Origin of the sequence: Geotalea uraniireducens Rf4, assembly GCF_000016745.1 — a bacterium.
Lineage (GTDB): Bacteria > Desulfobacterota > Desulfuromonadia > Geobacterales > Geobacteraceae > Geotalea > Geotalea uraniireducens.
In genome coordinates, this window is sequence record NC_009483.1 from 1,381,551 (window position 1) to 1,404,231 (window position 22,681).

Here is a 22,681-nt window from a genome sequence, read left to right on the forward strand (position 1 = left end):
ATGACTTCCACATTGCAATCAAAACTCGCATCCGGCCGCTTCGTCCTGACAGCCGAGGTCTGCCCCCCCAAGGGGAGCGACTGCGCGGATTTTCTGGAAAAATCCCGGAAACTATCCGGTTTGGTGGACGCCATCAATGTCACCGACAACCAGGGCGCGACCATGCGCATCTCCCCCCTTGCGGCCGCTGCACTGCTGGTACGGGAAGGGATAGAGCCGATCTTCCAGATCACCTGCCGCGACAGAAACCGCCTGGCCCTGCAAAGCGACCTCCTCGGCGCTGCTGCCCTGGGTATAGAGAATGTACTGGCCCTTACCGGCGATCACATCTCATTTGGCGATCACTGTGCCGGCAAACCGGTCTTCGACCTGGATTCTGTTCAGCTGCTGCAAGCCATCAAAGGGCTGGGGGCGGGGCAGGATCTGGCCGGGAAGTCGGTCACCGGAGCACCGGCGTTCTTTGTCGGGGCGGCTGCCGCACCCGAAGCGGAACCATTTCCCCTGACTTTCTACAAGCTGGAAAAAAAAGTGGCGGCAGGGGCGCAATTTTTCCAGACCCAGGCAATCTTCGACCCGGAACGGCTGCGCCTTTTCTCTGAGGCGGTCAGACCGCTCAAGGTCAAAGTGATAGCGGGGATACTCCTCCTCAAGTCAGCCGGGATGGCGCGTTTCGTCACCAACAACATTCCTGGCCTGAAGGTACCGGCCCCCTTGATAGAAGAGCTGGAAGCGGCTGCCGATCCGCTGGCTGCCGGGGTAGCCATTGCCGGACGGCTCGCGGCTGCCTGCAAACCATATTGCGACGGCCTCCATTTCATGGCCATGGGGAGGGAAGACCTGATCCCGGAAATATTAAAGGCAGTCGGTGGTCGGTGGTCGGCAGTCGGCAGTTAAATTAAAGGCAGTCGGTGGTCGGCAGTCGGCAGTTAAGTCTATTGGATTTTACTGCCGACCGCCGACCGCCGACCGCCGTCCGCCGACCGCCGACCGCCGACCGCCGACCGAATTTAAAAAAGGAGTTCATATATGCAGGTAAAAAAAGCGATATTCCCCGTTGCCGGACTTGGTACACGGTTTCTTCCCGCCACCAAATCTACTCCCAAAGAGATGCTTCCCCTCATCGACAAGCCCCTGGTGCAGTACGTTGTTGAAGAGGCGGTGGCTTCCGGCATCGAGCAGATTCTGTTCGTGACCGGCCGAAGCAAGCGGGCCATTGAAGATCATTTCGACATTTCCTTCGAGCTTGAATCGCTCCTCTACGATAAGGGGAAGGATGCGGAACTTTCCCAGATCCGTGAAATTGCCGATATGATCAATATCTTCTACGTGCGGCAGAAACAGGCTCTCGGCCTCGGTCACGCCATTCTCTGCGCCAAGGAGTTTGTCGGCAACGAGCCGTTTGCCGTCCTGCTCGGCGATGACATCATCGACGCGGAGAAACCTTGCCTCGGCCAGCTGCTGGAGGTTTACCGGAAGTATCGCGGGCCGGTCCTCGCCCTGGAGCAGGTTCCCATGGAGAACATCTCTTCCTATGGCTGCGTCAAGGCCAATACCATCTCCGAGCGGGTTTTTGAAGTGGTGGACATGGTGGAAAAACCGAAGAGGGAAGAGGCACCGTCGGACCTGGCCATCATCGGCCGTTACATCCTCACCCCCGATATTTTCCCGATCCTGGAGCGACAGGAGCCGGGGAAGGGGGGGGAAATCCAGCTTACCGACGCCATTAAAAAACTGGCAAATGATGAGGCCATCTACGGCTGCCGCTTTGAAGGCATCCGTCACGACTGCGGCGACAAGCTGGGCTTTCTCAAGGCCACGGTGGATATGGCTCTGAAGCGGGAAGAGTTCAACGGCGAGTTCGAAGCGTTCCTGCGGCAAAGGCTAGGAGTCTGTCGGACTCAGGAGTGAATTACGATCCCCTAAGTCCGACAGGCTCCTGCTGCTGAGGCAGCGGCTAATGGAGGGTTCCGCTGATCCCTCCCCTGGTTATCCCGTACTGGAAGAAGGCGATCAGGTTGAAGGTGTCCTTGGTGTACCCCTTGGGGAATGAGCCGATCCGCCCTATCTGGTGCAAGGTGCGCAAGACTTCATCATCAAGGATTTTGCTCCCGGAACTCTGCAGGATTTCCACATTTACAATCTCGCCTTTTCTGTTAAAGGTTATCTTTACCGGCGTTACTCCCTGGATTCCCATCCGGGCGGCTTCCGGCGGATAGCGCCAGACCCCGTACACTGCGGTCTCGAAGCGGCGCAGAAACGAGCCGAAGAGGATGTCGTCGGAATTGAGAAACTTCGTTTCCCCTTCCTCCACCTCAGACCCGTATTTTTTGCGGTAACTCTCCTCAAGCTTGGCCATTTTCCCAGGACTTGGAAAAAGCTTTGAGATGTCCGGGACTTTCCGCTCCTTGGGCTTGAACAGGCTTTCCCCTGGCGGGGCTTCTTTCTGTGGTGCTTCTCCCCTCTCCACAGGTTGCTGCGGCATCCTTCTTTCTCCGATCTGCGGTTGTCGCGGCATGATGTGGGCAGGGGGGGGGGCGATTTTCTCCACTTCCCGCTCACCTTTCGGCGCCATCTCCTTTGCCACCCGTTCCCTTTTCTCCGCGAGCCGCTTTGCCTCTTTTTCTTCCTTGGGCGGGGCGGCTTTTTGCTCGGGCAGATCCCGCAACTCGACCATGTACGGTTCCTGCTTGATCGTCTTTTTTTCCTGGGGGAGAAATATGAAAAGGGCGAATACCGCCACATGGAGAAGGACGGAAAACACCAGTAGGTAGAGAAAAGCTTTTTCGATGTATTTGTCGGACATTAATCTCTGTTGGACAACTTTTGGAGTTTTTCAGCCGGAGGTTTGGATAGAAACATTGTAAGCCGGTAGACCTTAAAATGCAAACCGGATCAAAACCTGGGGAAGAATGTCTGATAGAGGAGGGCTGCGCCAAAAAGCAGAAAGAGGCAGCCTGCTGCCCTATGGATATACGACAGCGGGACATGGCGGGTAAGCTGCCGGCCGATGAAGATGCCTATCAGCGAAACCGTCCAGAGGGCCAGGGTCGAACCGGTGAATACGGCAAAGGGCGACTCGTGCTGCGCAGCCAGGCTGGTGGTGACCAACTGTGTCTTGTCGCCCAGTTCCGCCAAGAGGATCATGGTAAATGATTTTGCGATCGGTCCCCTTGCGCTAAAGCGCTTTTCCTCGGCCTCTTCCTCGTCATCATCATTGCCTGCGGCGCGCAGGGTGGTAACGCCGAAGAAGAGAAACAGCGCAGCGGAGACGATCTTGATCCAGAAAATGGGGAGAAAGGCGAACAGCACCTTGCCGACCAGCACGGCTCCCACGTTTAACAAGGCGAAGGCGGCGGCGATGCCGATAAAGATCTTTTTCCATGGATATCTGGTGGCGAGCGCCATGGCGGTCAGCTGGGTCTTGTCACCCAGTTCCGCCAGAAAGATGATGCCGAAGGTGCTGAAGAATACAGTTGAATTCATTAAAGCTCCTGATATGTTTGCGGATGGTAAAAGATTGCCCGAAAAATTGCAAGAGGGGATTTGTCTGCGTCTTTTTGCGGCAGCCGCAGCTTTTGCACAAATTAGCGGGCAAAAGTGCACGGGTGTGATTAAATATTGTGCAAATGCTGACCGATAAAGCGAATGTTTTTGTCTGTGGAAATAAAAAGTCCGTCATTTCAGCTTGTTAGCAGTTGGCATGGTCAATGCTAAAGTAAAGCCATACATCATAGCGATGATCTGAATACGCTGCGGTATTCGACTATTATATGTCACAGGCAAAGGCGCCACCATAATTCAATGGGGCGCCTTTTTTGTTGCCCCGAAAATTCACTTGCGGTCCACAGATTAGTGGACGAAAGGAGCAGAACATGAGACAGATCGCGATTTACGGCAAAGGTGGCATCGGCAAGTCAACCACAACCCAGAACACGGTGGCGGGGCTCGCGTACCTCGGCAAGAAGGTGATGATCGTCGGCTGCGACCCCAAGGCGGACTCAACCCGGCTGATCCTCCACGCCAAGGCACAGAATACGGTTATGGACCTGGTGCGGGAACTGGGCACTGTTGAGGATCTTGAACTGGAAGATGTTATGAAGATCGGCTACGGCGACGTCAAGTGCGTCGAGTCCGGTGGTCCCGAGCCGGGTGTCGGCTGCGCCGGCCGCGGCGTTATCACCGCCATCAACTTCCTTGAAGAGAATGGCGCCTATACCCCTGACCTTGATTTCGTCTTCTATGACGTTCTCGGCGACGTTGTCTGCGGCGGGTTCGCCATGCCGATCCGTGAAGGGAAGGCAGAAGAGATCTACATAGTTTGTTCCGGCGAGATGATGGCCATGTACGCTGCCAACAACATCGCCAAAGGTATCCTCAAGTATGCCTCTTCCGGCAAGGTGCGTCTGGCCGGCCTTATCTGCAACGCCAGGAAGACCGACAAAGAGTTTGAACTGGTCGATGCCCTCGCCAAAAAGCTCAGCACCCAGATGATCCATTTCGTTCCCCGTGACAATCAGGTTCAGCGGGCGGAGATGCGCCGGATGACCGTTATCGAATACTCCCCGGAGCATCCGCAGGCGCAGGAGTACCGGACCCTGGCGGAGAAGATTCTCAATAACAAGATGCTGGTGGTGCCCACTCCGCTGGAGATGGAGGAGCTGGAAGACCTGCTCATGGAGTACGGCATCATGGAGGCTGAGGACGAGAGCGTTGTCGGCGTAGTTGAAGCTGCAACAAAATAATCTGGTGATTTAGGGGCGCGGTTGCTGCGTCTAGGGCGGGGTAACCTTGCCCTTACGGATGGACCAATATTACAGAGGAGTTTCTTATGTCCAATGCGATAAAGAAAATAGAAGGAATTACCAAAGAATCTACCCAGGAGATGATTGATAAGGCTCTTGAGGTATATCCCGAGAAGGCTAAGAAGAAAAGGGTTCCCCACCTGGCCCCCAACGACGGCGTGAGCGCCTGCGTGAAATCCAACCGGAAAACCGTACCCGGCGTCATGAGCGCCCGCGGCTGCGCCTATGCAGGCGCCAAAGGGGTGGTCTGGGGACCGATCCGCGACATGGTCCACGTTTCCCACGGTCCGGTCGGCTGCGGCTGGTATTCATGGGGCACCCGGCGCAACCTGATGACCGGCATCAACGGGGTCAACCAGTTCGCCATGCAGTTCACCTCCGACTTCCAGGAAAAAGACATCGTCTACGGCGGCGACAAGAAGCTGAAGACCCTGCTTCAGGAGGCCCACGAGCTTTTCCCCCTGGCAAAAGGGATTTCGGTCCTTTCCGAATGCCCGGTCGGCCTGATTGGCGACGACATAAACTCGGTGGCCAAGCAGTCCTCCAAGGAGCTGGATATCCCCATCATCCCCTGTAACTGCGAAGGTTTCCGCGGCGTTTCCCAGTCGCTGGGTCACCACATCTCCAACGACACGATCCGCGACCACATCATCGGCACGCGGGAATTCGCAGAACCCGAGACACCCTATGACATCGCCCTCATCGGCGACTATAACATCGGCGGCGACGTCTGGTCGGTCAAGCCGCTTCTCGAAGAGATCGGCCTCAACGTCAAGGCAGTCTGGACCGGCGACGGCGAGCTGGAAAAAATCGCCGCCACCCACAAGGTAAAACTGAACATCATCCACTGCTACCGCTCCATGAACTACATGTGCCGGGTGATGGAAGAGAAGTACGGCATCCCCTGGCTGGAGTTCAACTTTTTCGGCCCGACCAAGATCAGGGAGAGCCTGCGCGCCATTGCCGAGCGTTTCGACGACAAGATCAAGGAAAACGTGGAGCGGGTGATCGCCAAGTACGACCCGATCATGCAGGCGGTGATCGACGAATACCGTCCCCGTCTGGAAGGGAAGAAGGTCATGCTCTACGTCGGCGGTCTTCGTCCCCGTCATACGGTCAATGCCTACGCTGACCTGGGGATGGTGGTTGTCGGTTCCGGCTACGAATTCGCCCACGGCGACGACTACGAGCGTACCTCGCCGGAAATGCCTGAAGCGACGGTCATCTACGACGACGCATCCGAACACGAACTGGAGGAGTTTGTCAACACCCTTCGCCCCGACCTGGTGGGGAGCGGTATCAAGGAAAAATACCTGTTCCAGAAGATGGGCGTTCCCTTCCGTCAGATGCACAGCTGGGATTACTCCGGCCCGTACCACGCCTACAACGGCTTCCCGATCTTTGCCCGGGACGTTGATATGGCGGTGAACAGTCCGACTTGGAAACTGGTCAAGTCGCCGTTCTGACGGTTTGCTCCCCCCTTTGAGAAAGGGGGGTGGGGGGGATTTGATTTGAGACGCTAAATCCCCCTAAATCCCCCTTTCTTAAAGGGGGACTTTAATCACCGGCGGTTTGACAGATTAGTCACCTGCCGAAAGGAGAATTGATATGACTGCAGAAGCTGCTGTGAAATATGTAACCGAAATACCCGAAGAAGAAGTAAAACGGGTAGCGGAATGGATCAATACCGAGGAGTACAAGGAGAAGAACTTCGCCCGCCAGGCGCTGGTGATCAACCCGCCCCATGCCTGCCAGCCGCTGGGGGCCGAACTGGCAGCCCACGGCTTCGAGGGGACACTTCCCTTCGTCCACGGTTCCCAGGGGTGCGCTTCCTACTACCGCTCAACCCTCAACCGCCACTTCCGCGAGCCGGCGCCGGCGGTGTCCGATTCCATGACCGAGGACGGCGCGGTGTTCGGTGGCCAGAACAACCTCCACGAGGCACTGGAAAACGCCTACACCATATACAAGCCGAAGATGATGGCGATCTTCACCTCCTGCATGCCGGAGATCATCGGCGACGACCTGACCGCCTTCATCAAGAACGCCAGGAACAAGGAGTGCGTGCCGCAGGATTTCCCGCTTCCCTACGCCAACACCCCGAGCTTCAACGGCTCCCATATCCACGGCTACGATGCGATGCTTCTTTCCATCCTCCAGACCCTCACCGAAGGGAAACAGGTGGAAGGCCGCTGCACAGGCAAGCTTAACCTGATTCCAGGTTTTGATGCCAACACCGGCAACTACCGGGAGTACAAGCGGATTCTGAAGGAATTCGGCATTCCCTACACCATGCTGGCCGATATTTCCGAAACCTTCGATTCGCCCTTGGACGGCACCTACCGCACCTACCCCGGCGGAACCAAGCTCGACGACGCGGCGGATTCCATCAACGGCAAGGCGACCTTGACCCTCGGCCCCTACGCCACTGCCAAGACCTTTACCTGGATCAAGGACAATTTCTCCGGCAAGCACGTCTCCATGCCGACCCCGTTCGGCGTCGAGAAGACCGATGCCCTGCTGCTGAAACTTTCCGAGCTGTTCGGCAAGCCGGTTCCCGAGTCATTGAAGGCTGAGCGTGGCCGGGCTGTGGATGCCATAACCGATGCCCACCAGTACATCCACGGCAAGAAATTTGCCCTCTACGGCGACCCCGATTACCTGATGGGTTACGTGTCCTTTCTCCTGGAAGTGGGGGCCAAGCCGTACCACATCCTCTGCAGCAAAGGGACCAAGAAGGTGGAGAAAGAGCTGCAGGCGCTCCTCGACTCTTCCCAGGACGGCAAGGATGGCAAGATTTACATCAACAAGGACCTTTGGCACATGCGGAGCCTCCTAATGACAGATCCGGTCGATGCCATCATCGGCGACACCCACGGCAAATTCGCTGCCCGTGACGCCAACATCCCGCTCTTCCGTTTCGGCTTCCCGAACTTTGACCGGGTCAACCTGCACCGCTACCCGCTGATCGGCTATCAGGGTGTGATCAACATGATGACGACGATCTGTAACAAGTTCATCGAAATCAGGGATGAGACGTGTGAAGAACGGCACTTCGAGATGATGCGGTAGAAGCGGTAAGTTGGGGAGGGTGAGAAGTTGAAAACTCTTCGCTTATGAGGAAAATAGATTAAAAGGGGCACTCCGAAAACAGGAGTGCCCCTTTTTTTATTTATCATGCTGTTAGTTACAGTAATGCTGTTTTTACAAATTACTTTGCTTGACAAGAATTAATCGATGGGTGCATATGATTTGCTAACGACATAATTATGGCTGGTGGCTAATGAATCACGTTGGGAAAAATTGCTTCTGTTCAGGCCGGTTATTCGTTCCGTTCGCGACTTGAGTCGATGAATGAGGGTGCAGTTGCCGTAATCCGGATGAAAGACCTGACAAGCGCAAACCCTCAACATTTCTGAAACATTTATAACCAGCATCAGCGTTGTCCGGTTTGGTTTGTGCATCAAGGTTGTTAAGCCCCATTAGGGGCGTTCGAATGTAGCCGGGGGATTCATCCCCCGGCCTGGAGTTTGGACATTTACGTATGTTACTTTATTAAAAACTTGACATACATACCCTGTATTTATTAAGATGGCGCCTCTGTACAAATTCTCGAATGGAGGATGCCATTATGGAAAAAGAGGAAATCCGCGACATCATTTTAGACACAATGGTAGTTTCCTTGGAAGCGCAATTGCGGGCCTTGAAGAAACTTCGGGGTGCTGCCGAGGAAGTGGAGCCCCGCAGCAAAGGTATGTCGCAGATTGACATGGTGCTTAACATACTTAATGCAGTCGGAAAGCCACTACACATTTCGCAAATCATTGAAGATGTTGAAAAGACTTTTGGAGTAAAGCTGGAGAGGGAGTCTCTCGTCTCTGCTCTTTCAAAAAAGGTGATGAAGGAGGACCGTTTCATTCGTACCGGCAAAAACACCTTTGCCTTGAAAGGCAGGTGAGGAATATGCTGAGCGAACAGATGACATCTCTCTTGCAGGATGCCTGTGCTGGGGCTTTTGTTCAACAGCGAACCCAAATCCGCGCTATGGAGCTTTCTCTTGGAACTTTGTGCGCATTGGGGCGACGGACCCTCTCCCGTTCCATTTGTGCCGTTGGAAGACAGCATCAGGACTGGAGTGCTGATTACAAGGTGTTTTCCCGTAGCCAGTGGGAGGCCGACCAGTTGTTCTCTCCGGTCTTGAAAGAGTATTGTACGCGGTACCCTGCGGATCAGCCTGTTTGTGTGGCGTTTGACGATACCAAGCTGGCCAAGAGCGGGCGAAAGATCAAGTCGGCCTTTTGGCAAAGGGATCCGCTGTCTCCGCCGTTCCATGTCAACTTCCTGTATGGCTTGAGATTTATGCACGCATCCCTGATCTTCCCTCACTACCGGGATGGCGATTTCTCCGCTCGCGGATATCCTGTCCGCTTCGTGGAATGCCCAGCGATCAAGAAGCCGGGGAAAAAGGCAACTGATGAAGAGAGGGCGCAATACAAGAAGGCGGTGAAGACTCATAATCTCTCGCAGCAGGGACTTGAAATGATCAAGGGGTTGAGAGTCGATCTTGACCGTCTGGGGGAAACAAAGAGGAGAATGGTGGTCGCAGTTGATGGCAGTCTCTGTAATCGCACCATCCTCTCCAAACCGCTGGATCGTGTTGAGGTTGTCGGTCGTTGCAGGAAAGATGCGCGGTTGTGTTTTCCTGCTCCGGCAGGAGGAAGGCGCAAATACAGCGAAGAGCGATTTTCTCCTGAAGGGGTCAGGCAAGATGAGACGATCCCCTGGCAAACCTGCAGGATTAATTTTGGCGGAGCATGGCGGGATATTCGGTACAAAGAAGTCAATAATGTTCTGTGGCAAAGAGGTGCGAAACTCCGCTCTCTTCGGCTGCTGGTGGTTGCACCGCAACCGTACAGGACATCGCCAAATGCTAAAAGGAATTATCGTGACCCGGCCTATCTCTTGAGCACTGACATACAAAGTGACTCTCAGATGTTGCTGCAAAGTTACTTTGATCGTTGGCAGATAGAGGTCAATCATCGTGAGCAAAAGGATACCATTGGTGTCGGAAACGCTCAGGTCTGGTCTGACAAGTCTGTCCCACGACAACCGGCATTCGCCGTTGCCAGCTACAGCCTCTTGCTGCTTGCGGGATTGAAAGAATTTGGACCTGGACGTACTCATGACTTTGTTCCCTTGCCAAAATGGAGAAAAAAAGCAAACAGACCTTCGGCTCTCGACCTGATTACTCTACTCAGAAAGGAGATCAGCGAAGCACCAATTACCGATATTTTGAAACTTAACATCGCGAAAAATATCATGCCCTACGCATATACTTGAAACTATATATGTCCAAACTCCAGGCCGGGGGATTCATCCCCCGGATGAGATGCTATATTTCCCCACGTCACGTACGTGACGTGATGATATTTCGCCTGGATGACCGGGGAATGAATTCCCCGGCTACCAGTATTCTGTCCCTACGGGACGTAAGCAAAAACCAAACCGGACAACGCTGAACCAGCATATCTTCTTGATTTAAAATCTGCGAAATCTGCGGATGATAGAGGTGTTCGTAATGAAAAATAACCTGCCGACAAAAGGCGAATTCCTCGTTTACCAGACCGAAGATGGACGGACGCGTGTCGAATGCCGCTTCGAGAATGAAACCTTATGGCTTTCGCAGGCTTTGCTTGCAGAGCTGTATCAGAAAGATGTTCGCACTATCAACGAACACCTGAAAAACATTTATGAGGAAGGAGAACTGGACCCGCAGGCAACTATCCGGAAATTCCGGATAGTTCAAATTGAAGGTTCCCGTGAGGTTACGCGGGAGATCGAGCACTACTCTCTGGAAGCAATACTTGCCGTCGGGTATCGGGTCCGCAGCAAGCAGGGAACACAATTCCGGCGTTGGGCAACGGAACGCTTAAAGGAATACCTTGTCAAAGGCTTCACCATGGATGACGAGCGGTTGAAAAACCCGCCGGTGGCCGGTTCGGCCGTTCCCGACTATTTCGATGAAATGCTCGAACGCATCCGCGACATCCGTGCCAGCGAGCGCCGCATGTATTTGCGGGTGAAGGAGATTTTCGCCATGGCGGGGGATTACGCCCCCTCCTGGCCGGAGACAACCAAGTTTTTCAGCGTGATCCAGAACAAGCTGCATTATGCCGCCACCGGCATGACCGCCCCGGAGTTGATTCAAAGTCGCGCCGATCATGCCTTGCCCAACATGGGGTTGACCAACTGGAAGGCGGGCGAGGTCCGCAAGACCGATGTGACCATCGCCAAGAACTACCTGAACGAGCAGGAGATCAAAGCGCTGAACCGGATCGTGGTCATGTGGCTGGACTACGCCGAAGATCAGGCGTTGCGGCGCAAGCAGGTGTTCATGAAGGACTGGGAGCAGAAATTGGATGAGTTTCTCAGGTTCAATGACCGGAAGGTGCTTCCCAATGCCGGTTCTGTCAGCAAGAAGAACGCTGAGGCCTTTGCCCGTGATGAGTATGACCAGTTTGCCCAGCAGCGGCGGGAGTACAAGGAAGCTCTTGGCGAGGAAGAGTCCATCAGGAGGCTGGAGGAAGCGGCGAAGCTGGTGGGGCGGGGGCAGAGGAAGGTTGAGGGGGGCTCAATTCATTGAAATCAGAAAAGCACAGTGGCGGGTAAACGTGGGGTAGTCGTGGATGTTGTGGACATCTTTGGACTATGTGGACGTAATGGACTGGGTTGGGAGAGGAGGTGTTTTTCATGGCTGACGGGGAAGGGTTGATTCCGAAGCATGGTGGCTATCGTAACCTGAAGAGCTTTCAGCTTTCCCAGCTTGTCTATGATGTTACGGTGCGGTTCTGTGACCGCTACATTGACCGGTTTAGCCGTACGCGCGACCAGATGGTGCAGGCGGCGCGCAGCGGCGTGCAGAACATTGCCGAAGGGAGCCAGGCGTCCGGCACCTCGAAAAAGACCGAGCTGAAACTGACCAATGTGGCCCGCGCCAGCCTTGAAGAGCTGCGCCTGGATTATGAAGACTTTCTGCGGCAGCGGGGCCTGCCGCTCTGGGATCGGGAAGACCCGCGCCGCAAGGGGCTGGTCGTCCGGCGCTGCACCACCGCCGATGCGGTGGCGCAGTGGGTGGTGGAAGTGCACAAGGAAGGCGGTGGACGACATGGACGGAATGGACGACATGGACATCATGGACTTGATGGACTTGATGGACTTGATGGACTTGATGGACTTGATGGACAGTCCACGGGGTCCACATCGTCCACATCGTCCATATCGTCCACATCGTCCACATCGTCCACCTACCCCGAAATAGCCGCCAATGCCGCCCTTACGCTGATAGCGGTCGCTTGCAGCCTGCTCGACCGCCAGTTAACCGCCCAGGCAGCAGCTTTTGAAAAAGAGGGTGGTTTCACTGAACGGCTCTACCGCACCCGTACCCAGTCCAGGAGAAAATCATGAACGGCTCCCGATGGAAAAAGGCCGCGTCTCCGGTGGAGACGCGGCCTTTTTTTGTCGGCACTGTTGCATGGATCGCACAACGACAAATACACCCGACGACCAGCGTTCACGATCGTCGTTCCACCTTCTGCACAACGGGAATCAACAAGAGCATCATCCCGAACAGCGCCGCAACCAGCAGCCACATGTCGTTATACGCCATGACGAGCGATTCCCGCCGGACCAGCATGGCAAGCAGTTTCACCCCTCCTTGCCGGGCCTGCTCCAGGTCCACCATGCTTCCGGCGAAAGGGACTTCGAGCTGGTCCAGTAATTCGCCGACGGGAAACCGCGATGGATTGAGCGCCTCGGCCAGACGCTGGTGGTGAAGCGCCATGCGCTGCTCGGCCAGGATGTTGATGACCGCGATGCCGATGCCTCCGCCGAGCGAGCGCATCAGGCTGTAAAGGCCGCTGGCATTGGGAACGGCTTCGATGGAGAGGCGTCCCAGCGCCAGCTCCGTAATCGGCGACAGGCAGAGGATGATTGCCAGACCGCGGAGAACCTGGGGCAAGAACAGGTGCTCGAAGCCGATCTCCGCGGTCAGGGAGCCGTTTGTCCAGAGGGCGAAGCCGAACATGGCCAGGCCGATGGCCAGGCAGGTCCGGCTTTCGAGATATTGTCTGACGATTCTCACCAAGGGGAGGGTGAGCAGCATGGTAATCCCCGGTACCATCATCACCTGGCCGATCTGCTGGCTGTTGTACCCCTTGACGGTGCTGAGGAAAAGGGTCATCAGGTAGCCGGAGCCGAACAGCCCGACACCCATGATAAAATTTAACAGGCAGCCGGTGGCGAAATTGCGGTCGCAAAAGGTTCGCAGGTTGATGACCGGATGGCGGCAGGCAAGCTCCCGCCATACCAGCAGCAGGGCCGAAATGGCGGCGACAACGGCCAAAAAAACGATCAGATGCGAGTCGAACCATTCATTGTCCCGGCCTTCCCCGAGGACGTATTCAAGGCAGCCTAGAAAGAGCGCCGCCAGGACTATGCCCGGAAGGTCGAACTGTTTGAGCAGGTCCCACTTCGGTCCTGCGTCGCGCACCAGTCCGAACACCGATGCGGTCACCAGGACTCCGGGGAGAAGATTGATCAGGAACAGCCAGCGCCAGGACAAGGTCTGGGTGATCCAGCCGCCGAGGGTCGGGCCGATGATCGGGGCGAGAGAGATTATCATTACGACGTAGAGCGTTACTCCAGCCTGTCGCTCCCGGGGGAACATCAGGTAAATTGCCTGGTAGAGAAGGGGGGCGATAATCCCGGAACAGAGCCCCTGGAGCACCCGGATGACGATGATCGACTCGATGGACCAGGCGAAGGCGCAGAGCAGGCTTGCCAGTGTGAACAGGGCACATGCCAGCGAATAAAGGTAGCGCAAAGACATGGAGCGGGAGAGCCAGCCGGCCAGCGGAATCATGATCACTTCTGCAATCATGTAGGCGGTCTGTATCCAGGAGGCCTCTTTGACGGTGGCGCCCAGGCTGGCACCGATTTCGGGGAGGGAGCCGGCAACGATCTGGGTATCCAGAACCGCCATGAACGTGCCGCCGGACATGGCAAGGAAACCGATCCAGGTCCGAAACTTCCGGGAATTTTCCGCCATGACTCGTCCTAACGCCGATTCAGGCGGCTGACCGCGGGGCCGCTGCCTGAACCGGGCCGGGTATCCAGGCTCACGACAACCGACATGCCTGCCCGCAGCTCGCGGAGCAGGGGCTGTCCCGGTTGGAAGCGGATCTTGACGGGCACCCGCTGGACGATCTTAGTGAAGTTGCCGGTGGCATTTTCGGGAGGAAGCACGCTGTACTCCGCGCCGCTCGCCGGGGAAAGCGATTCGACCCGGCCGGTCAGTGGGCGCCCGGGGAAGGCGTCGACCTCGATTGAAACCGGTTGTCCCTCATGCATGCGGGATAGCTGAACTTCCTTGAAGTTCGCCTCCACCCAGAGGACATTGCGGGGAATCACCGTCAAGAGGACCGTTCCCGGCTTGACGTACTGTCCGGCCCGAACCCGGCGATTGCCGACCTCCCCCGTAATCGGGGAGCGGACCACCGTATCGGCAAGCTCCTTAGCGAGAAGCTTCAACTCTTCTTCCTGCTGGTGAAGCTCGGCTTCGAGGCGGCGCTCCTCGGCCAGGAGAGCCGCCAGCTCACTTTCCGCCATCTTCAGGTTGGCAACTGCGCTCCCTGTCTCGGCCCGTGCTTTTTTCTCGGCTGTTACCACAGCATCGTAATCCAGCTCGGAAACAATGCCATCGGGAAACAGACTGCCGAACCGGCGGAGATCGCCGGTTTTTTTGAGCTGCTCCGCCCTGGCGGCAGCCAGTTGCGCTGTGCATGCATCGATACGGGAATCTTGCAGCCTGCTTCTGTTGTACGCAACGAGCTGGGCAGCCTTTCGCTCCTCCAGCTTTTTCCGGCCGAGCTCCAGCCTGACCCCGAACTCCAGATCCTCGATGCGCACCAGGGGATCGCCGGCGGCAACCAGTGTATTGTCCTCGGCCGGCACATCTTTAACGTAGCCTGACACTTTCGAGCTGACCTGGGTTATTTCAGACCGGATGTAGGCGTTGTCGGTTTTTTCCATGAACCGCCCGGTGGAGAGCCAGTACCATCCGAAGCCGCAACCCCCTGCCAGCAGACTGAGCGCGATGACCAGCGGCAGAAATTTCCTCATGACACTTAACCTCCTGCCGTTTCAGTTGCTTCCCGAACTCGGCATAAAAGGAAAAACTCAGCATTGTTCGTAAGTTAGGCCTTTGCATCAGCACTTCCCCCCCCTCACCCTAACCCTCTCCTTTAGGCCCGCAATTTGGGTCCACAAGGGGCGAGGGGACTTTAAAGCTCCCCTCCCTTGATGGACCCAAAGGGCCTAAAGGAGGGGTTGGGGGAGGGATCATTTTGGGACTGGCGGAAGAATAGTGCTAATCACAATGGATAATGACAAGCTACCAAATGTCCCGGAGCGATTTGCCGCAGCTCGGGCCGGACCTGGGCGCAACGTTCTTCGGCACGGGGGCAGCGTGGCCGGAAGCGGCAGCTGCTCGGCGGGTCGATGGCCGAGGGGAGTTCTCCGGGGAGCATGCCGGTTTCCGCCAGGGGATGCCGGGGATCGGGCCGGGGGACAGCGGCGAGCAGTGCTTGCGTGTAGGGATGAGCCGGTGCGGCATAGAGTTCTGCACCGCGGGCCATCTCGCACAGGCGTCCGAGATACATCACGGCAACCCGGTCGCAGACGTTTTTCACCACGGCCAGGTCGTGGGAAATGAACAGCATGGCAAGCCCGTACCTCCTCTTGACCTCGCGCAGCAGGTTGATGATCTGCGCCTGCACCGAGACGTCGAGCGAAGAAACCGGCTCGTCGCAGATCAGAAGTTGCGGGTCGGTCATCAGGGCGCGGGCGATGCTGACCCGCTGGCACTGTCCGCCGGAAAGCTGAAAGGGGCGCCGCCCGTAATGCTGTTCAGGATCGAGGCCGACTGCAGCCATCATCTCCTTGGTCCGGCGCATCCGTTCAGCCGCGTTCGTCCGTCCCATCGCCCGCAACGGCGCTTCGATGCTTTCTCCCACCATGCGGACAGGGTTCAGCGAGGCAACCGGATCCTGGAAGATCATCTGGAAGCGGCTGCGCATGTGTCGCAGACTCCGCGACTTCAGAGCCGTCAGTTCCACGCCGTCGAGAATCACTCTTCCCGCCGTCGGACCGGGGAGATGCATGATTGCCCGCGCCAGGGAAGATTTGCCGCATCCCGACTCCCCCACCAGCCCGAGGGTCTCGCCACGGCCGATGTCAAAGGAGACGCCGGAAACGGCGTGGACCTTGCGCCGCTGGGTTGCCGGAAATTCGACGACGAGCTCTTCGACCCGCAGCAATGGCGTTTCCATACCTATGATGCTTTTGCTTATCACTGACACCTCAAATACTGCCAAGAGACTTGGCAAAAAGAATATACCGCCCAGTTCTCGTAGGGGCGTGGGCTTGCCCTTTAGGCCCGCAGTTTGGGTCCGCCCTGTAGGCAGTGGTAACAATGTTGGCTATTGCTTCTGGGCGGGCCAAGGCCGCGCCCCTACAGAGTTCCCTCAATCACACGGAAACCAGCATGCGTAACGGTGATCTCCCCGTTCGTCGCCAAGCAGCGGCGGCTCTTCTGCATGGCACCTCTCTTCGGCCCGGCGGCAGCGGGGGGCGAAACGGCACCCTGCCGGCGTTGCGGCAAGATCCGGCGGTTGCCCGCCGATGGCCGTGAGCGCCCGATGGGAAGGATCATCGAGGCGGGGTATCGCGTCGAACAGCGCCCGGGTGTAGCGCATCCGCATCCGGTCGAACAAGGCAACGGTCGGAGCCTGCTCGACGATCCGCCCCCCGTACATCACCGCTGTCTCATGGGATCTTCCTGCCACCACCCCCAGGTCATGGGTCACCAGGATCATCGCCATGTTTCGCTCTTTCTGCATGCGTCCCAGGAGGTTTAGAATTTCCGCCTGAACGGTCACGTCAAGGGCGGTGGTCGGTTCGTCGGCGATGAGGAGTTGCGGATCGCAGGCCAGGGCGATGGCAATGGCCACCCTCTGGCGCATCCCCCCTGAAAGCTGGTGGGGATAGCATTCCAGCCGATCGGCGGGCTTGGGGATACCGACCGCCGCCAGCAGGGCGACTGCCCGTTCCCGCGCCTTTACCGAAGACATCCCCATGTGGTACCGCAGCGGTTCTGCGATCTGGCTGCCGATCTTCATTACCGGATTGAGGGAGGACATGGGATTTTGCAGCACGACGCCGATCTCTCTGCCGCGGATGGCGTTCAACTCCTTGTGCGGGAGTTTTCCCAAATCGCGTCCGGCAAAGATGATCCGTCCCTGACCGGGCAATCCGGCGCGGCCGGGCAAAAGGCCCATGATGGCCCGGCAGAGCATGCTCTTGCCGCTGCCCGATTCACCGACAATGGCCAGGGTCTTTCCGCGCTCCAATGCAAAGGAAACCCCGTCCACCGCCCGCACCGTCCCTCTTTGGCACGGGAGGTGAACGGACAGGTTTTTCACTGTGAGGAGATTTCTGTCGGAAGGCGTCATAGCTGGCTCTCCCTTCCGTCAAACCAGCCGCGCATCCTGTCGCCGACCAGATTCAGCGACATGATGGTCAGAAACATCACAATCGTCGGGATCATGCTGACATGGGGCGCCTGTTCCAGGACCTCCCGCCCCTCGGCTATCATACCTCCCCAGCTCGGCGTCGGCGAGGGGACGCTCAGGCCGAGAAAGCCGAGCCCCCCTTCGGCGATGATCACGAAGCCCATCACCAGGAGCATGTAGACCAGCATCGGCATCAGCACGTTAGGGAGTATCTCCCGCAGGATGATGGCTGCGTCGCTTGCGCCCGCCCCACGGGCAGCCAGCACGAATTCGCGTTCAGCGAACCTGATCGTATTGGCACGGGCTACCCGGGCAAAAGAAGGGATGGCCACAACGCCGAGGGCAATGGTAAGGGTGGGGAGGCTGGAGCCAAAGACAAACGTGGCCATCAGCAGGAACACCAGGCGTGGGAAAGCAAGAAAGGTGTCGATTGCGCCGCCGATCATCTTCTCCGGATAATCGCGATAGAACCCGGCCAATACCCCCAAGAGGCATCCGAAGAACAGGCCGATGCACGGCGAAAAAAAGCCGACCGTCAGGGATATGCGAGCGCCGAAGAGGAGTCGCGCCGCGATGTCCCGCCCCATGTTGTCGGTGCCGAGCAGGTGCCCGCCAACGCCCGGTTTCGCCGCCAGGTTGATCCAGTCGATCTGATCAGGAGGCGGTACCGACCAGAAGCCGGCGCTCACGGCACAGACCATCATGAAGCCGATCCAGGCAGTGGCCAGCCAGAAAACTATGCCCGTCTTTTTATCCAACAGAACCCTCCTTGCGCACACGGGGGTCCAGCAGGCCGTAACTTGCATCAACCAGGAAGTTGACCCCCACATAACCGACGGCGATAAAGAGAACGCACCCCTGGACCATGGGAAAATCCTGGGCAAAGATGCTGGATAGCAGTAGCCGTCCGACTCCCGGCAGGGCGAAGAGGTTTTCGATAATCACGGCCCCGCCGATCAGGTTGCCTATATGCAGACCGCACAGGGTAATCATGGTAAAACAGGAAGGTCTCAAGGCATGCCTGAGCAGAATCCTCCAGGCCGGCAGCCCTTTGGCCCTGGCAAGGAGGATGAAGTCCTCCCGCAGGGTGGTGATCATGTCGTTGCGCAACACCCGCATCAGGGTGACCCACTCGACCAGGGCGATGGAGAGCGCCGGCAGGATGAAGCCTTTCAGGTTTGCCGGGAGACCCTCGGCCATGGGGGTATATCCGGTTGCTGGAAACCACTTGAGCCGCAGGGAAAAGAAGAAAATAAGGATAATGGCCAGGGCGAAGCTCGGGATGGAAACCAGGCCGAAGCCGATCGTTCCGAAAAGGCGATCAAGCCTTGAGCCGGCCCGCCAGGCCGAGACGATGCCGACAGAAACGGCCAGAACAAGGGCGAAAAACTGCGCCAGTATGAGCAGCTCAAGGGTGACCGGAAGATGGGAAGCAATGGCCCGGGCAACCGGCTGCCTGGAGTAGAGGGAATAGCCGAGGTCTCCCCGGAGAACTCCCCCCAGCCACTTGGCGTAGCGGACGAGCACGGGGTCGTTCAGGCCGAGCTGCTCCCGGATTGCGGCAACATCGCTTGCGGTTGCGCCCTGGCCGGCAACCTCGTGAGCAATGCTGGCCGGCAGCAGATTGAGCATCACGAAGGTAAGGGCTGTGACGGCAAAGACGACTATAATCAAATGTAAGAGCTTTCCGCTGAAAAAACGCATTGAATTTTCAAAGCCTCCGTTTAGACCCAGCACTGTAGTCCTCTCCTTTGGGCCCGCAATTTGGGTCCACAAGGGGCGAGGGGATTTTAAAGCTCCCCTCCCTTGATGGGAGGGGTTGGGGGAGGGTGTAACGTTCGTATGCCCGCTTCCCGTAATATGTCTGCATTTCCTCGACAACTTCCCTGCAGCGTGTGCAGGTCTGTTCGTTTATGACGAGCGCCGGCATAATTCGTCCTTGCAAAACACCCTCCCCCTAACCCCCTCCCATCTAAGGGAGGGGGAACTTTTTGCGCGGTAGCGGGTATTATTCAAACCTGCAAATTTCCCTTGAGGAACAGTATCTACCCCCTCTCCCCTCGTGGACCCAAATTGCGGGCCTAAAGGAGAGGGCCGGGGAGAGGGGGCTTATTTGCCGCTTGAAAACACCGCAACCTTACAACTTCCAAAACCGAGTCTATATTTGTCAGGATTTCGTTGTTCCAGAACCTCAATACGGTAAAACCCTGAGATTTCAGCCACTGAGTCCGCTCTTCGTCTTTTTCCTTTTCCAGTGCATGTTGACCACCGTCTGCTTCGACAATAATTCTCTTTTCGTAACAGACAAAATCTGCAATGAAATGGCCTATCTGCTCCTGCCGCCGAAATTTCAAGCCGTCCAGTTGTCTGGCTTTCAGGTGTTGCCACAAGAGCCGTTCGGCGTCTGTTGAGTTTCTGCGGAGTTCTTTGGCCGTTTGTGTCAGGTTTATGGGCATGATATTTTCTTCACCTTTTTGAAAAGCCTTTGCACGGTCTTGCACCCTCCCCCTAACCCCCTCCCATCTAAGGGAGGGGGAACCTTACGGTTCATGATTCCCTTCCGGTAATTGTAGGGGCGGCCTTATGTGGCCGCCCTTTTGGCAATGCATCCTTGCGCAGGCAGACGGGCCTGCCTTTACCGGCCACCCTTTTTAATCCAGACATCACTTACCCGGACGATCCCGTGATCTACTTTCGATATCCCCTGGATACCCGCTTTGGCAATGGCGCTGTAGCGTATCGCTCCACGGTAGAGAAACACCGCCTCGTCGTTTAACTGTTTGGCCACACCGCACAGAGCCTTCTGCCGTTCCTTGTTGTTGGCGCTTATCTGCAGGGTCGTCAGCAGTTTATCCATTTCCGGATTCCGGTATTGACTGAAATTTATCTCGCTCTTTGAATAGAGATTGGCATAAAGAGTCGGTCCCATATCGGTCGCATCGAACAGTTGCCAGCCGGTCATCTGGTAATCCCCGGCAAAGACCTTTTTGTTCCTCTGTCCCAAGGTCAGAGGGGTGACGGTGACTGTCACGCCAATCTCTTTGTACAGCCGCTGGACGATCTCGCCGAACTCCCGCCCGCGGGGGGTATTGGTGATCTGCAACTCCAGGTTGACCGGTTTGCCGTACTCGGCAATGAGTTGTCTCCCTTTCTCGGGATTGAATCCCCGATAGCCGAGATCACCGCAGGCTATCGTGCCGCCGAACGGGTCCCGGGCCACGGCTATGGTATCCTTGTAGCTCGCCTTGATGTAAAACTCCTGGTTCCAAGCATAGGACAGCGCCCGGCGCACCCGCACATCATTCAGGGGGGGCTTCGAAGTATTGAAGATGAATGTCTCCGCTCCGGTGGCATCACTGCTGTAGACCTTGAGCGATCTGTCTTCCCTGGCTTGCAGGATACTGGCGCCCCGGTCGGTCAGGATTACATCCAGCTCGCCGGATTTCAGACCGGCAAAACGGGTCTGCATATCAGGCACCGTCCGGAAAACGACGCTGTCCAGGAACGGTTTCCCCTTCCGCCAGTAGGAGGGATTACGGACCACCACCAGCCGGTCGTTGGCAATCCATTCCTTGAACTTGTATGGACCGGTACCAACTGGCGCCAAATCCTGGGTACCTTCTTTCATTGCCTTGGGGGAGGGGATATAAGCCGCGATGCCGTTAGTCGAGGCGATAACATCCTTGAAAGGAACCCAGACATGCTTCAACTGAAAACGGACGGTAAAGTCATCAACTTTTTTCACAGATTCTATCGGCTGCATCGTCACCAATCCCCGAAAGCGGTTCTTCGGGTCGAGTAGCCGCTCCCAATGCTGGACCACTGCATCGGCATTGAAAGGGATTCCGTCGTGGAACGACACCCCCTTGCGCAGCTTGATCGTCCAGGTCTTGCCGTCTTTCGAGGGGGTAGCAGAAAGGCCGAGCTCTGGCACGAGTTTTCCCTTCGCATCCATGTCGAACAGGCGTTCCTCGATCGCCATGGCGACACTCCGGGCCTGAGAACTCAAGAATCCCGCCTTGATCGGATCAAACCCTCTGCCATCGGCCTCCACCGCTACGGTCAGCGTTCCGCCACGCTCCGGCCCGGCTGCCGATACCTGATTCACGTGACCGGAAAACACCAGTGCAGACAGAACCCATAGCCCAATCAGCCCGGCACAACGTCTCACATTGCTGAATCTTCCCCTGTTGCTCTCTCTTTTCATTGTCCCCCCCCTTTGACGCCATAAAATCGGGGTCGCTGTTAACGACCTCCACCAATACAGTCTGCAATCACATCTCTCCGAACGGGCTCATCCGCCGGACACCGCATCTGCTCCGTCAGCGTTCGCATTGAACTGCAACATAAACCCGTCATAGATCGCTTTGCTTGTCCTTCTGATGAAATCTTCCGTATCAAGTCCTTTTTCTGCCAGATAGTTGCTGTTGGTATTCAGCCAATACGCCAGTTTTTGGGCGAACATCATCCTGGAAAGCCGGATCATTTTCAGTTCGAGTTCGTCTAGTCCGGCGAACAATGGGTAGTCAACCAGTGTCGCTGAAATGAAATCCACGAGTTCCTTTCCCATTTTCTTGCACAATTCAACATTTCTCCCGTCCCACATACAGCGAAACAGATACTTTTCCTCTTCTGCGAACCTGATATAACTGATCCCCTGGTCGATCCATTTGTCGCCCGTCCTCTCTTCCAGAAGGCGTTCCTTGAGCAGCTCAAGGGCTTTCAGGCAGACCGCGTCTTCAAGATCCCGCACATTGCTGAACTGGGAATAAATGGGCATGGTAGAGGCATTGATCGCCTTGGCCACGGCTTGCACCGAAAAGCCGGACCATCCCTGTTCCCGAACCAGTTGAAACGCCGCGTCGATGATTTCTTCCCGACCGAATTGAATATTTCTGGGTGACATGTTTCCATCCTTGTCTTGATATAAGGTTGTTATATAACGTCATTATATAAATCGATTATGTAAAGTCAAGCAGATATTCATAATATTTGGTTAGAAAATTGTTTTGATTTCCATGCCATAAAAACCAGCACATTGCATCCTCCCCCAACCCCTCCCATCAAGGGAGGGGAGCATTAAAGTCCCCTCTCCCCTTGTGGGAGAGGGCTAGGGTGAGGGGGAAAGTGCAGGGTGACAACCGATGCGGAAGGGACAATGAGGTATGGAACTCCTCGGCTGGGACCGTCGAAGAGGTGAAAGAGATGTCCTGTAATGTAACGAGCGGGATTTCGGCCTGCCTTGAGACG

At 56.4% G+C, this 22,681-nt stretch carries 20 protein-coding genes; 9 read left to right on the forward strand and 11 right to left on the reverse strand.

The features are described from left to right. Positions 1–894, forward strand: a complete 894-nt coding sequence (locus tag GURA_RS05985) for a methylenetetrahydrofolate reductase (RefSeq protein WP_011938097.1) — start codon at positions 1–3, stop codon at positions 892–894. Positions 895–1,026: 132 nt separating this feature from the next. Continuing rightward, positions 1,027–1,908: a UTP--glucose-1-phosphate uridylyltransferase GalU gene (gene galU, locus GURA_RS05990; RefSeq protein ID WP_011938098.1), complete on the forward strand. Its 882-nt coding sequence runs from the start codon at positions 1,027–1,029 to the stop codon at positions 1,906–1,908. Positions 1,909–1,954: 46 nt separating this feature from the next. Here galU and GURA_RS05995 read toward each other — a convergent pair whose 3' ends face one another. Both GURA_RS05995 and GURA_RS06000 read right to left on the reverse strand, forming a co-directional pair. Then, entirely contained in the window at positions 1,955–2,803 is an 849-nt protein-coding gene (locus tag GURA_RS05995) for an energy transducer TonB (RefSeq protein ID WP_011938099.1), read from the reverse strand. A gap of 89 nt (positions 2,804–2,892) precedes the next feature. Continuing rightward, positions 2,893–3,483 carry a TMEM165/GDT1 family protein gene (locus tag GURA_RS06000; protein ID WP_011938100.1) on the reverse strand — a complete coding sequence of 197 codons (591 nt, stop codon included), beginning with the start codon at positions 3,481–3,483 and terminating at the stop codon, positions 2,893–2,895. 389 nt (positions 3,484–3,872) lie between these two features. Here GURA_RS06000 and nifH point away from each other — a divergent pair, with 389 nt between their 5' ends. The 7 genes from nifH to GURA_RS06035 all read left to right on the forward strand — a co-directional run bounded on the left by nifH (position 3,873) and on the right by GURA_RS06035 (position 12,266). Beyond that, positions 3,873–4,742: a nitrogenase iron protein gene (gene nifH, locus GURA_RS06005; RefSeq protein WP_011938101.1), complete on the forward strand. Its 870-nt coding sequence runs from the start codon at positions 3,873–3,875 to the stop codon at positions 4,740–4,742. An 86-nt stretch (positions 4,743–4,828) separates the two neighbouring features. Then, positions 4,829–6,268, forward strand: a complete 1,440-nt coding sequence (nifD, locus tag GURA_RS06010) for a nitrogenase molybdenum-iron protein alpha chain (protein ID WP_011938102.1) — start codon at positions 4,829–4,831, stop codon at positions 6,266–6,268. Between the two features lie 142 nt (positions 6,269–6,410). After that, positions 6,411–7,874 (forward strand): nitrogenase molybdenum-iron protein subunit beta, encoded by a 1,464-nt coding sequence (gene nifK / locus GURA_RS06015; RefSeq protein WP_011938103.1) that lies wholly within the window; start codon positions 6,411–6,413, stop codon positions 7,872–7,874. A 559-nt stretch (positions 7,875–8,433) separates the two neighbouring features. Continuing rightward, positions 8,434–8,760: an HTH domain-containing protein gene (locus GURA_RS06020; protein WP_157046135.1), complete on the forward strand. Its 327-nt coding sequence runs from the start codon at positions 8,434–8,436 to the stop codon at positions 8,758–8,760. A gap of 5 nt (positions 8,761–8,765) precedes the next feature. Next, positions 8,766–10,142: a MoaD/ThiS family protein gene (locus tag GURA_RS06025; protein WP_011938105.1), complete on the forward strand. Its 1,377-nt coding sequence runs from the start codon at positions 8,766–8,768 to the stop codon at positions 10,140–10,142. Between the two features lie 238 nt (positions 10,143–10,380). Then, a complete protein-coding gene (locus tag GURA_RS06030) occupies positions 10,381–11,445 on the forward strand; it encodes a virulence RhuM family protein (protein WP_011938106.1) in 1,065 nt (354 codons plus the stop codon). A gap of 107 nt (positions 11,446–11,552) precedes the next feature. Continuing rightward, positions 11,553–12,266 (forward strand): four helix bundle suffix domain-containing protein, encoded by a 714-nt coding sequence (locus GURA_RS06035; RefSeq protein ID WP_011938107.1) that lies wholly within the window; start codon positions 11,553–11,555, stop codon positions 12,264–12,266. 106 nt (positions 12,267–12,372) lie between these two features. Here the strand turns inward: GURA_RS06035 and GURA_RS06040 are convergent, their stop codons facing one another. From GURA_RS06040 to GURA_RS06080, 9 genes are all read right to left on the reverse strand, one after another. Beyond that, entirely contained in the window at positions 12,373–13,908 is a 1,536-nt protein-coding gene (locus GURA_RS06040) for a DHA2 family efflux MFS transporter permease subunit (RefSeq protein WP_011938108.1), read from the reverse strand. A gap of 8 nt (positions 13,909–13,916) precedes the next feature. Further along, complete coding sequence (locus GURA_RS06045) at positions 13,917–14,981, reverse strand: HlyD family secretion protein (RefSeq protein WP_011938109.1); 1,065 nt, start codon at positions 14,979–14,981, stop codon at positions 13,917–13,919. Between the two features lie 251 nt (positions 14,982–15,232). Beyond that, the gene (locus tag GURA_RS06050; RefSeq protein WP_232278980.1) at positions 15,233–16,213 is read right to left on the reverse strand and encodes an ABC transporter ATP-binding protein; all 981 of its coding nucleotides are present in this window, start codon (positions 16,211–16,213) and stop codon (positions 15,233–15,235) included. Positions 16,214–16,384: 171 nt separating this feature from the next. Then, the gene (locus GURA_RS06055) at positions 16,385–17,371 is read right to left on the reverse strand and encodes an ABC transporter ATP-binding protein (protein ID WP_011938111.1); all 987 of its coding nucleotides are present in this window, start codon (positions 17,369–17,371) and stop codon (positions 16,385–16,387) included. Continuing rightward, positions 17,368–18,189, reverse strand: coding sequence for an ABC transporter permease (locus GURA_RS06060; RefSeq protein ID WP_011938112.1), 822 nt, complete (start codon positions 18,187–18,189; stop codon positions 17,368–17,370). Before GURA_RS06060 ends, GURA_RS06055 begins: the two co-directional genes overlap by 4 nt. Then, a complete protein-coding gene (locus GURA_RS06065) occupies positions 18,182–19,135 on the reverse strand; it encodes an ABC transporter permease (RefSeq protein ID WP_011938113.1) in 954 nt (317 codons plus the stop codon). Before GURA_RS06065 ends, GURA_RS06060 begins: the two co-directional genes overlap by 8 nt. Before the next feature lie 377 nt (positions 19,136–19,512). After that, a complete protein-coding gene (locus GURA_RS06070; protein ID WP_011938114.1) occupies positions 19,513–19,887 on the reverse strand; it encodes an endonuclease domain-containing protein in 375 nt (124 codons plus the stop codon). Between the two features lie 179 nt (positions 19,888–20,066). Further along, positions 20,067–21,638, reverse strand: a complete 1,572-nt coding sequence (locus tag GURA_RS06075) for an ABC transporter substrate-binding protein (RefSeq protein ID WP_011938115.1) — start codon at positions 21,636–21,638, stop codon at positions 20,067–20,069. An 87-nt stretch (positions 21,639–21,725) separates the two neighbouring features. Continuing rightward, complete coding sequence (locus GURA_RS06080) at positions 21,726–22,337, reverse strand: TetR/AcrR family transcriptional regulator (RefSeq protein WP_011938116.1); 612 nt, start codon at positions 22,335–22,337, stop codon at positions 21,726–21,728. Between the last annotated feature and the right edge of the window lie 344 nt (positions 22,338–22,681).

Bases quoted from the DNA above. Each gene is read 5' to 3' on its own strand.
- GURA_RS05985 (WP_011938097.1), top strand. From the start codon at position 1: ATGACTTCCACATTGCAATCAAAACTCGCATCCGGCCGCTTCGTCCTG.
- galU (WP_011938098.1), top strand. From the start codon at position 1,027: ATGCAGGTAAAAAAAGCGATATTCCCCGTTGCCGGACTTGGTACACGG.
- GURA_RS05995 (WP_011938099.1), bottom strand. From the start codon at position 2,803: ATGTCCGACAAATACATCGAAAAAGCTTTTCTCTACCTACTGGTGTTT.
- GURA_RS06000 (WP_011938100.1), bottom strand. From the start codon at position 3,483: ATGAATTCAACTGTATTCTTCAGCACCTTCGGCATCATCTTTCTGGCG.
- nifH (WP_011938101.1), top strand. From the start codon at position 3,873: ATGAGACAGATCGCGATTTACGGCAAAGGTGGCATCGGCAAGTCAACC.
- nifD (WP_011938102.1), top strand. From the start codon at position 4,829: ATGTCCAATGCGATAAAGAAAATAGAAGGAATTACCAAAGAATCTACC.
- nifK (WP_011938103.1), top strand. From the start codon at position 6,411: ATGACTGCAGAAGCTGCTGTGAAATATGTAACCGAAATACCCGAAGAA.
- GURA_RS06020 (WP_157046135.1), top strand. From the start codon at position 8,434: ATGGAAAAAGAGGAAATCCGCGACATCATTTTAGACACAATGGTAGTT.
- GURA_RS06025 (WP_011938105.1), top strand. From the start codon at position 8,766: ATGCTGAGCGAACAGATGACATCTCTCTTGCAGGATGCCTGTGCTGGG.
- GURA_RS06030 (WP_011938106.1), top strand. From the start codon at position 10,381: ATGAAAAATAACCTGCCGACAAAAGGCGAATTCCTCGTTTACCAGACC.
- GURA_RS06035 (WP_011938107.1), top strand. From the start codon at position 11,553: ATGGCTGACGGGGAAGGGTTGATTCCGAAGCATGGTGGCTATCGTAAC.
- GURA_RS06040 (WP_011938108.1), bottom strand. From the start codon at position 13,908: ATGGCGGAAAATTCCCGGAAGTTTCGGACCTGGATCGGTTTCCTTGCC.
- GURA_RS06045 (WP_011938109.1), bottom strand. From the start codon at position 14,981: ATGAGGAAATTTCTGCCGCTGGTCATCGCGCTCAGTCTGCTGGCAGGG.
- GURA_RS06055 (WP_011938111.1), bottom strand. From the start codon at position 17,371: ATGACGCCTTCCGACAGAAATCTCCTCACAGTGAAAAACCTGTCCGTT.
- GURA_RS06065 (WP_011938113.1), bottom strand. From the start codon at position 19,135: ATGCGTTTTTTCAGCGGAAAGCTCTTACATTTGATTATAGTCGTCTTT.
- GURA_RS06070 (WP_011938114.1), bottom strand. From the start codon at position 19,887: ATGCCCATAAACCTGACACAAACGGCCAAAGAACTCCGCAGAAACTCA.
- GURA_RS06075 (WP_011938115.1), bottom strand. From the start codon at position 21,638: ATGAAAAGAGAGAGCAACAGGGGAAGATTCAGCAATGTGAGACGTTGT.
- GURA_RS06080 (WP_011938116.1), bottom strand. From the start codon at position 22,337: ATGTCACCCAGAAATATTCAATTCGGTCGGGAAGAAATCATCGACGCG.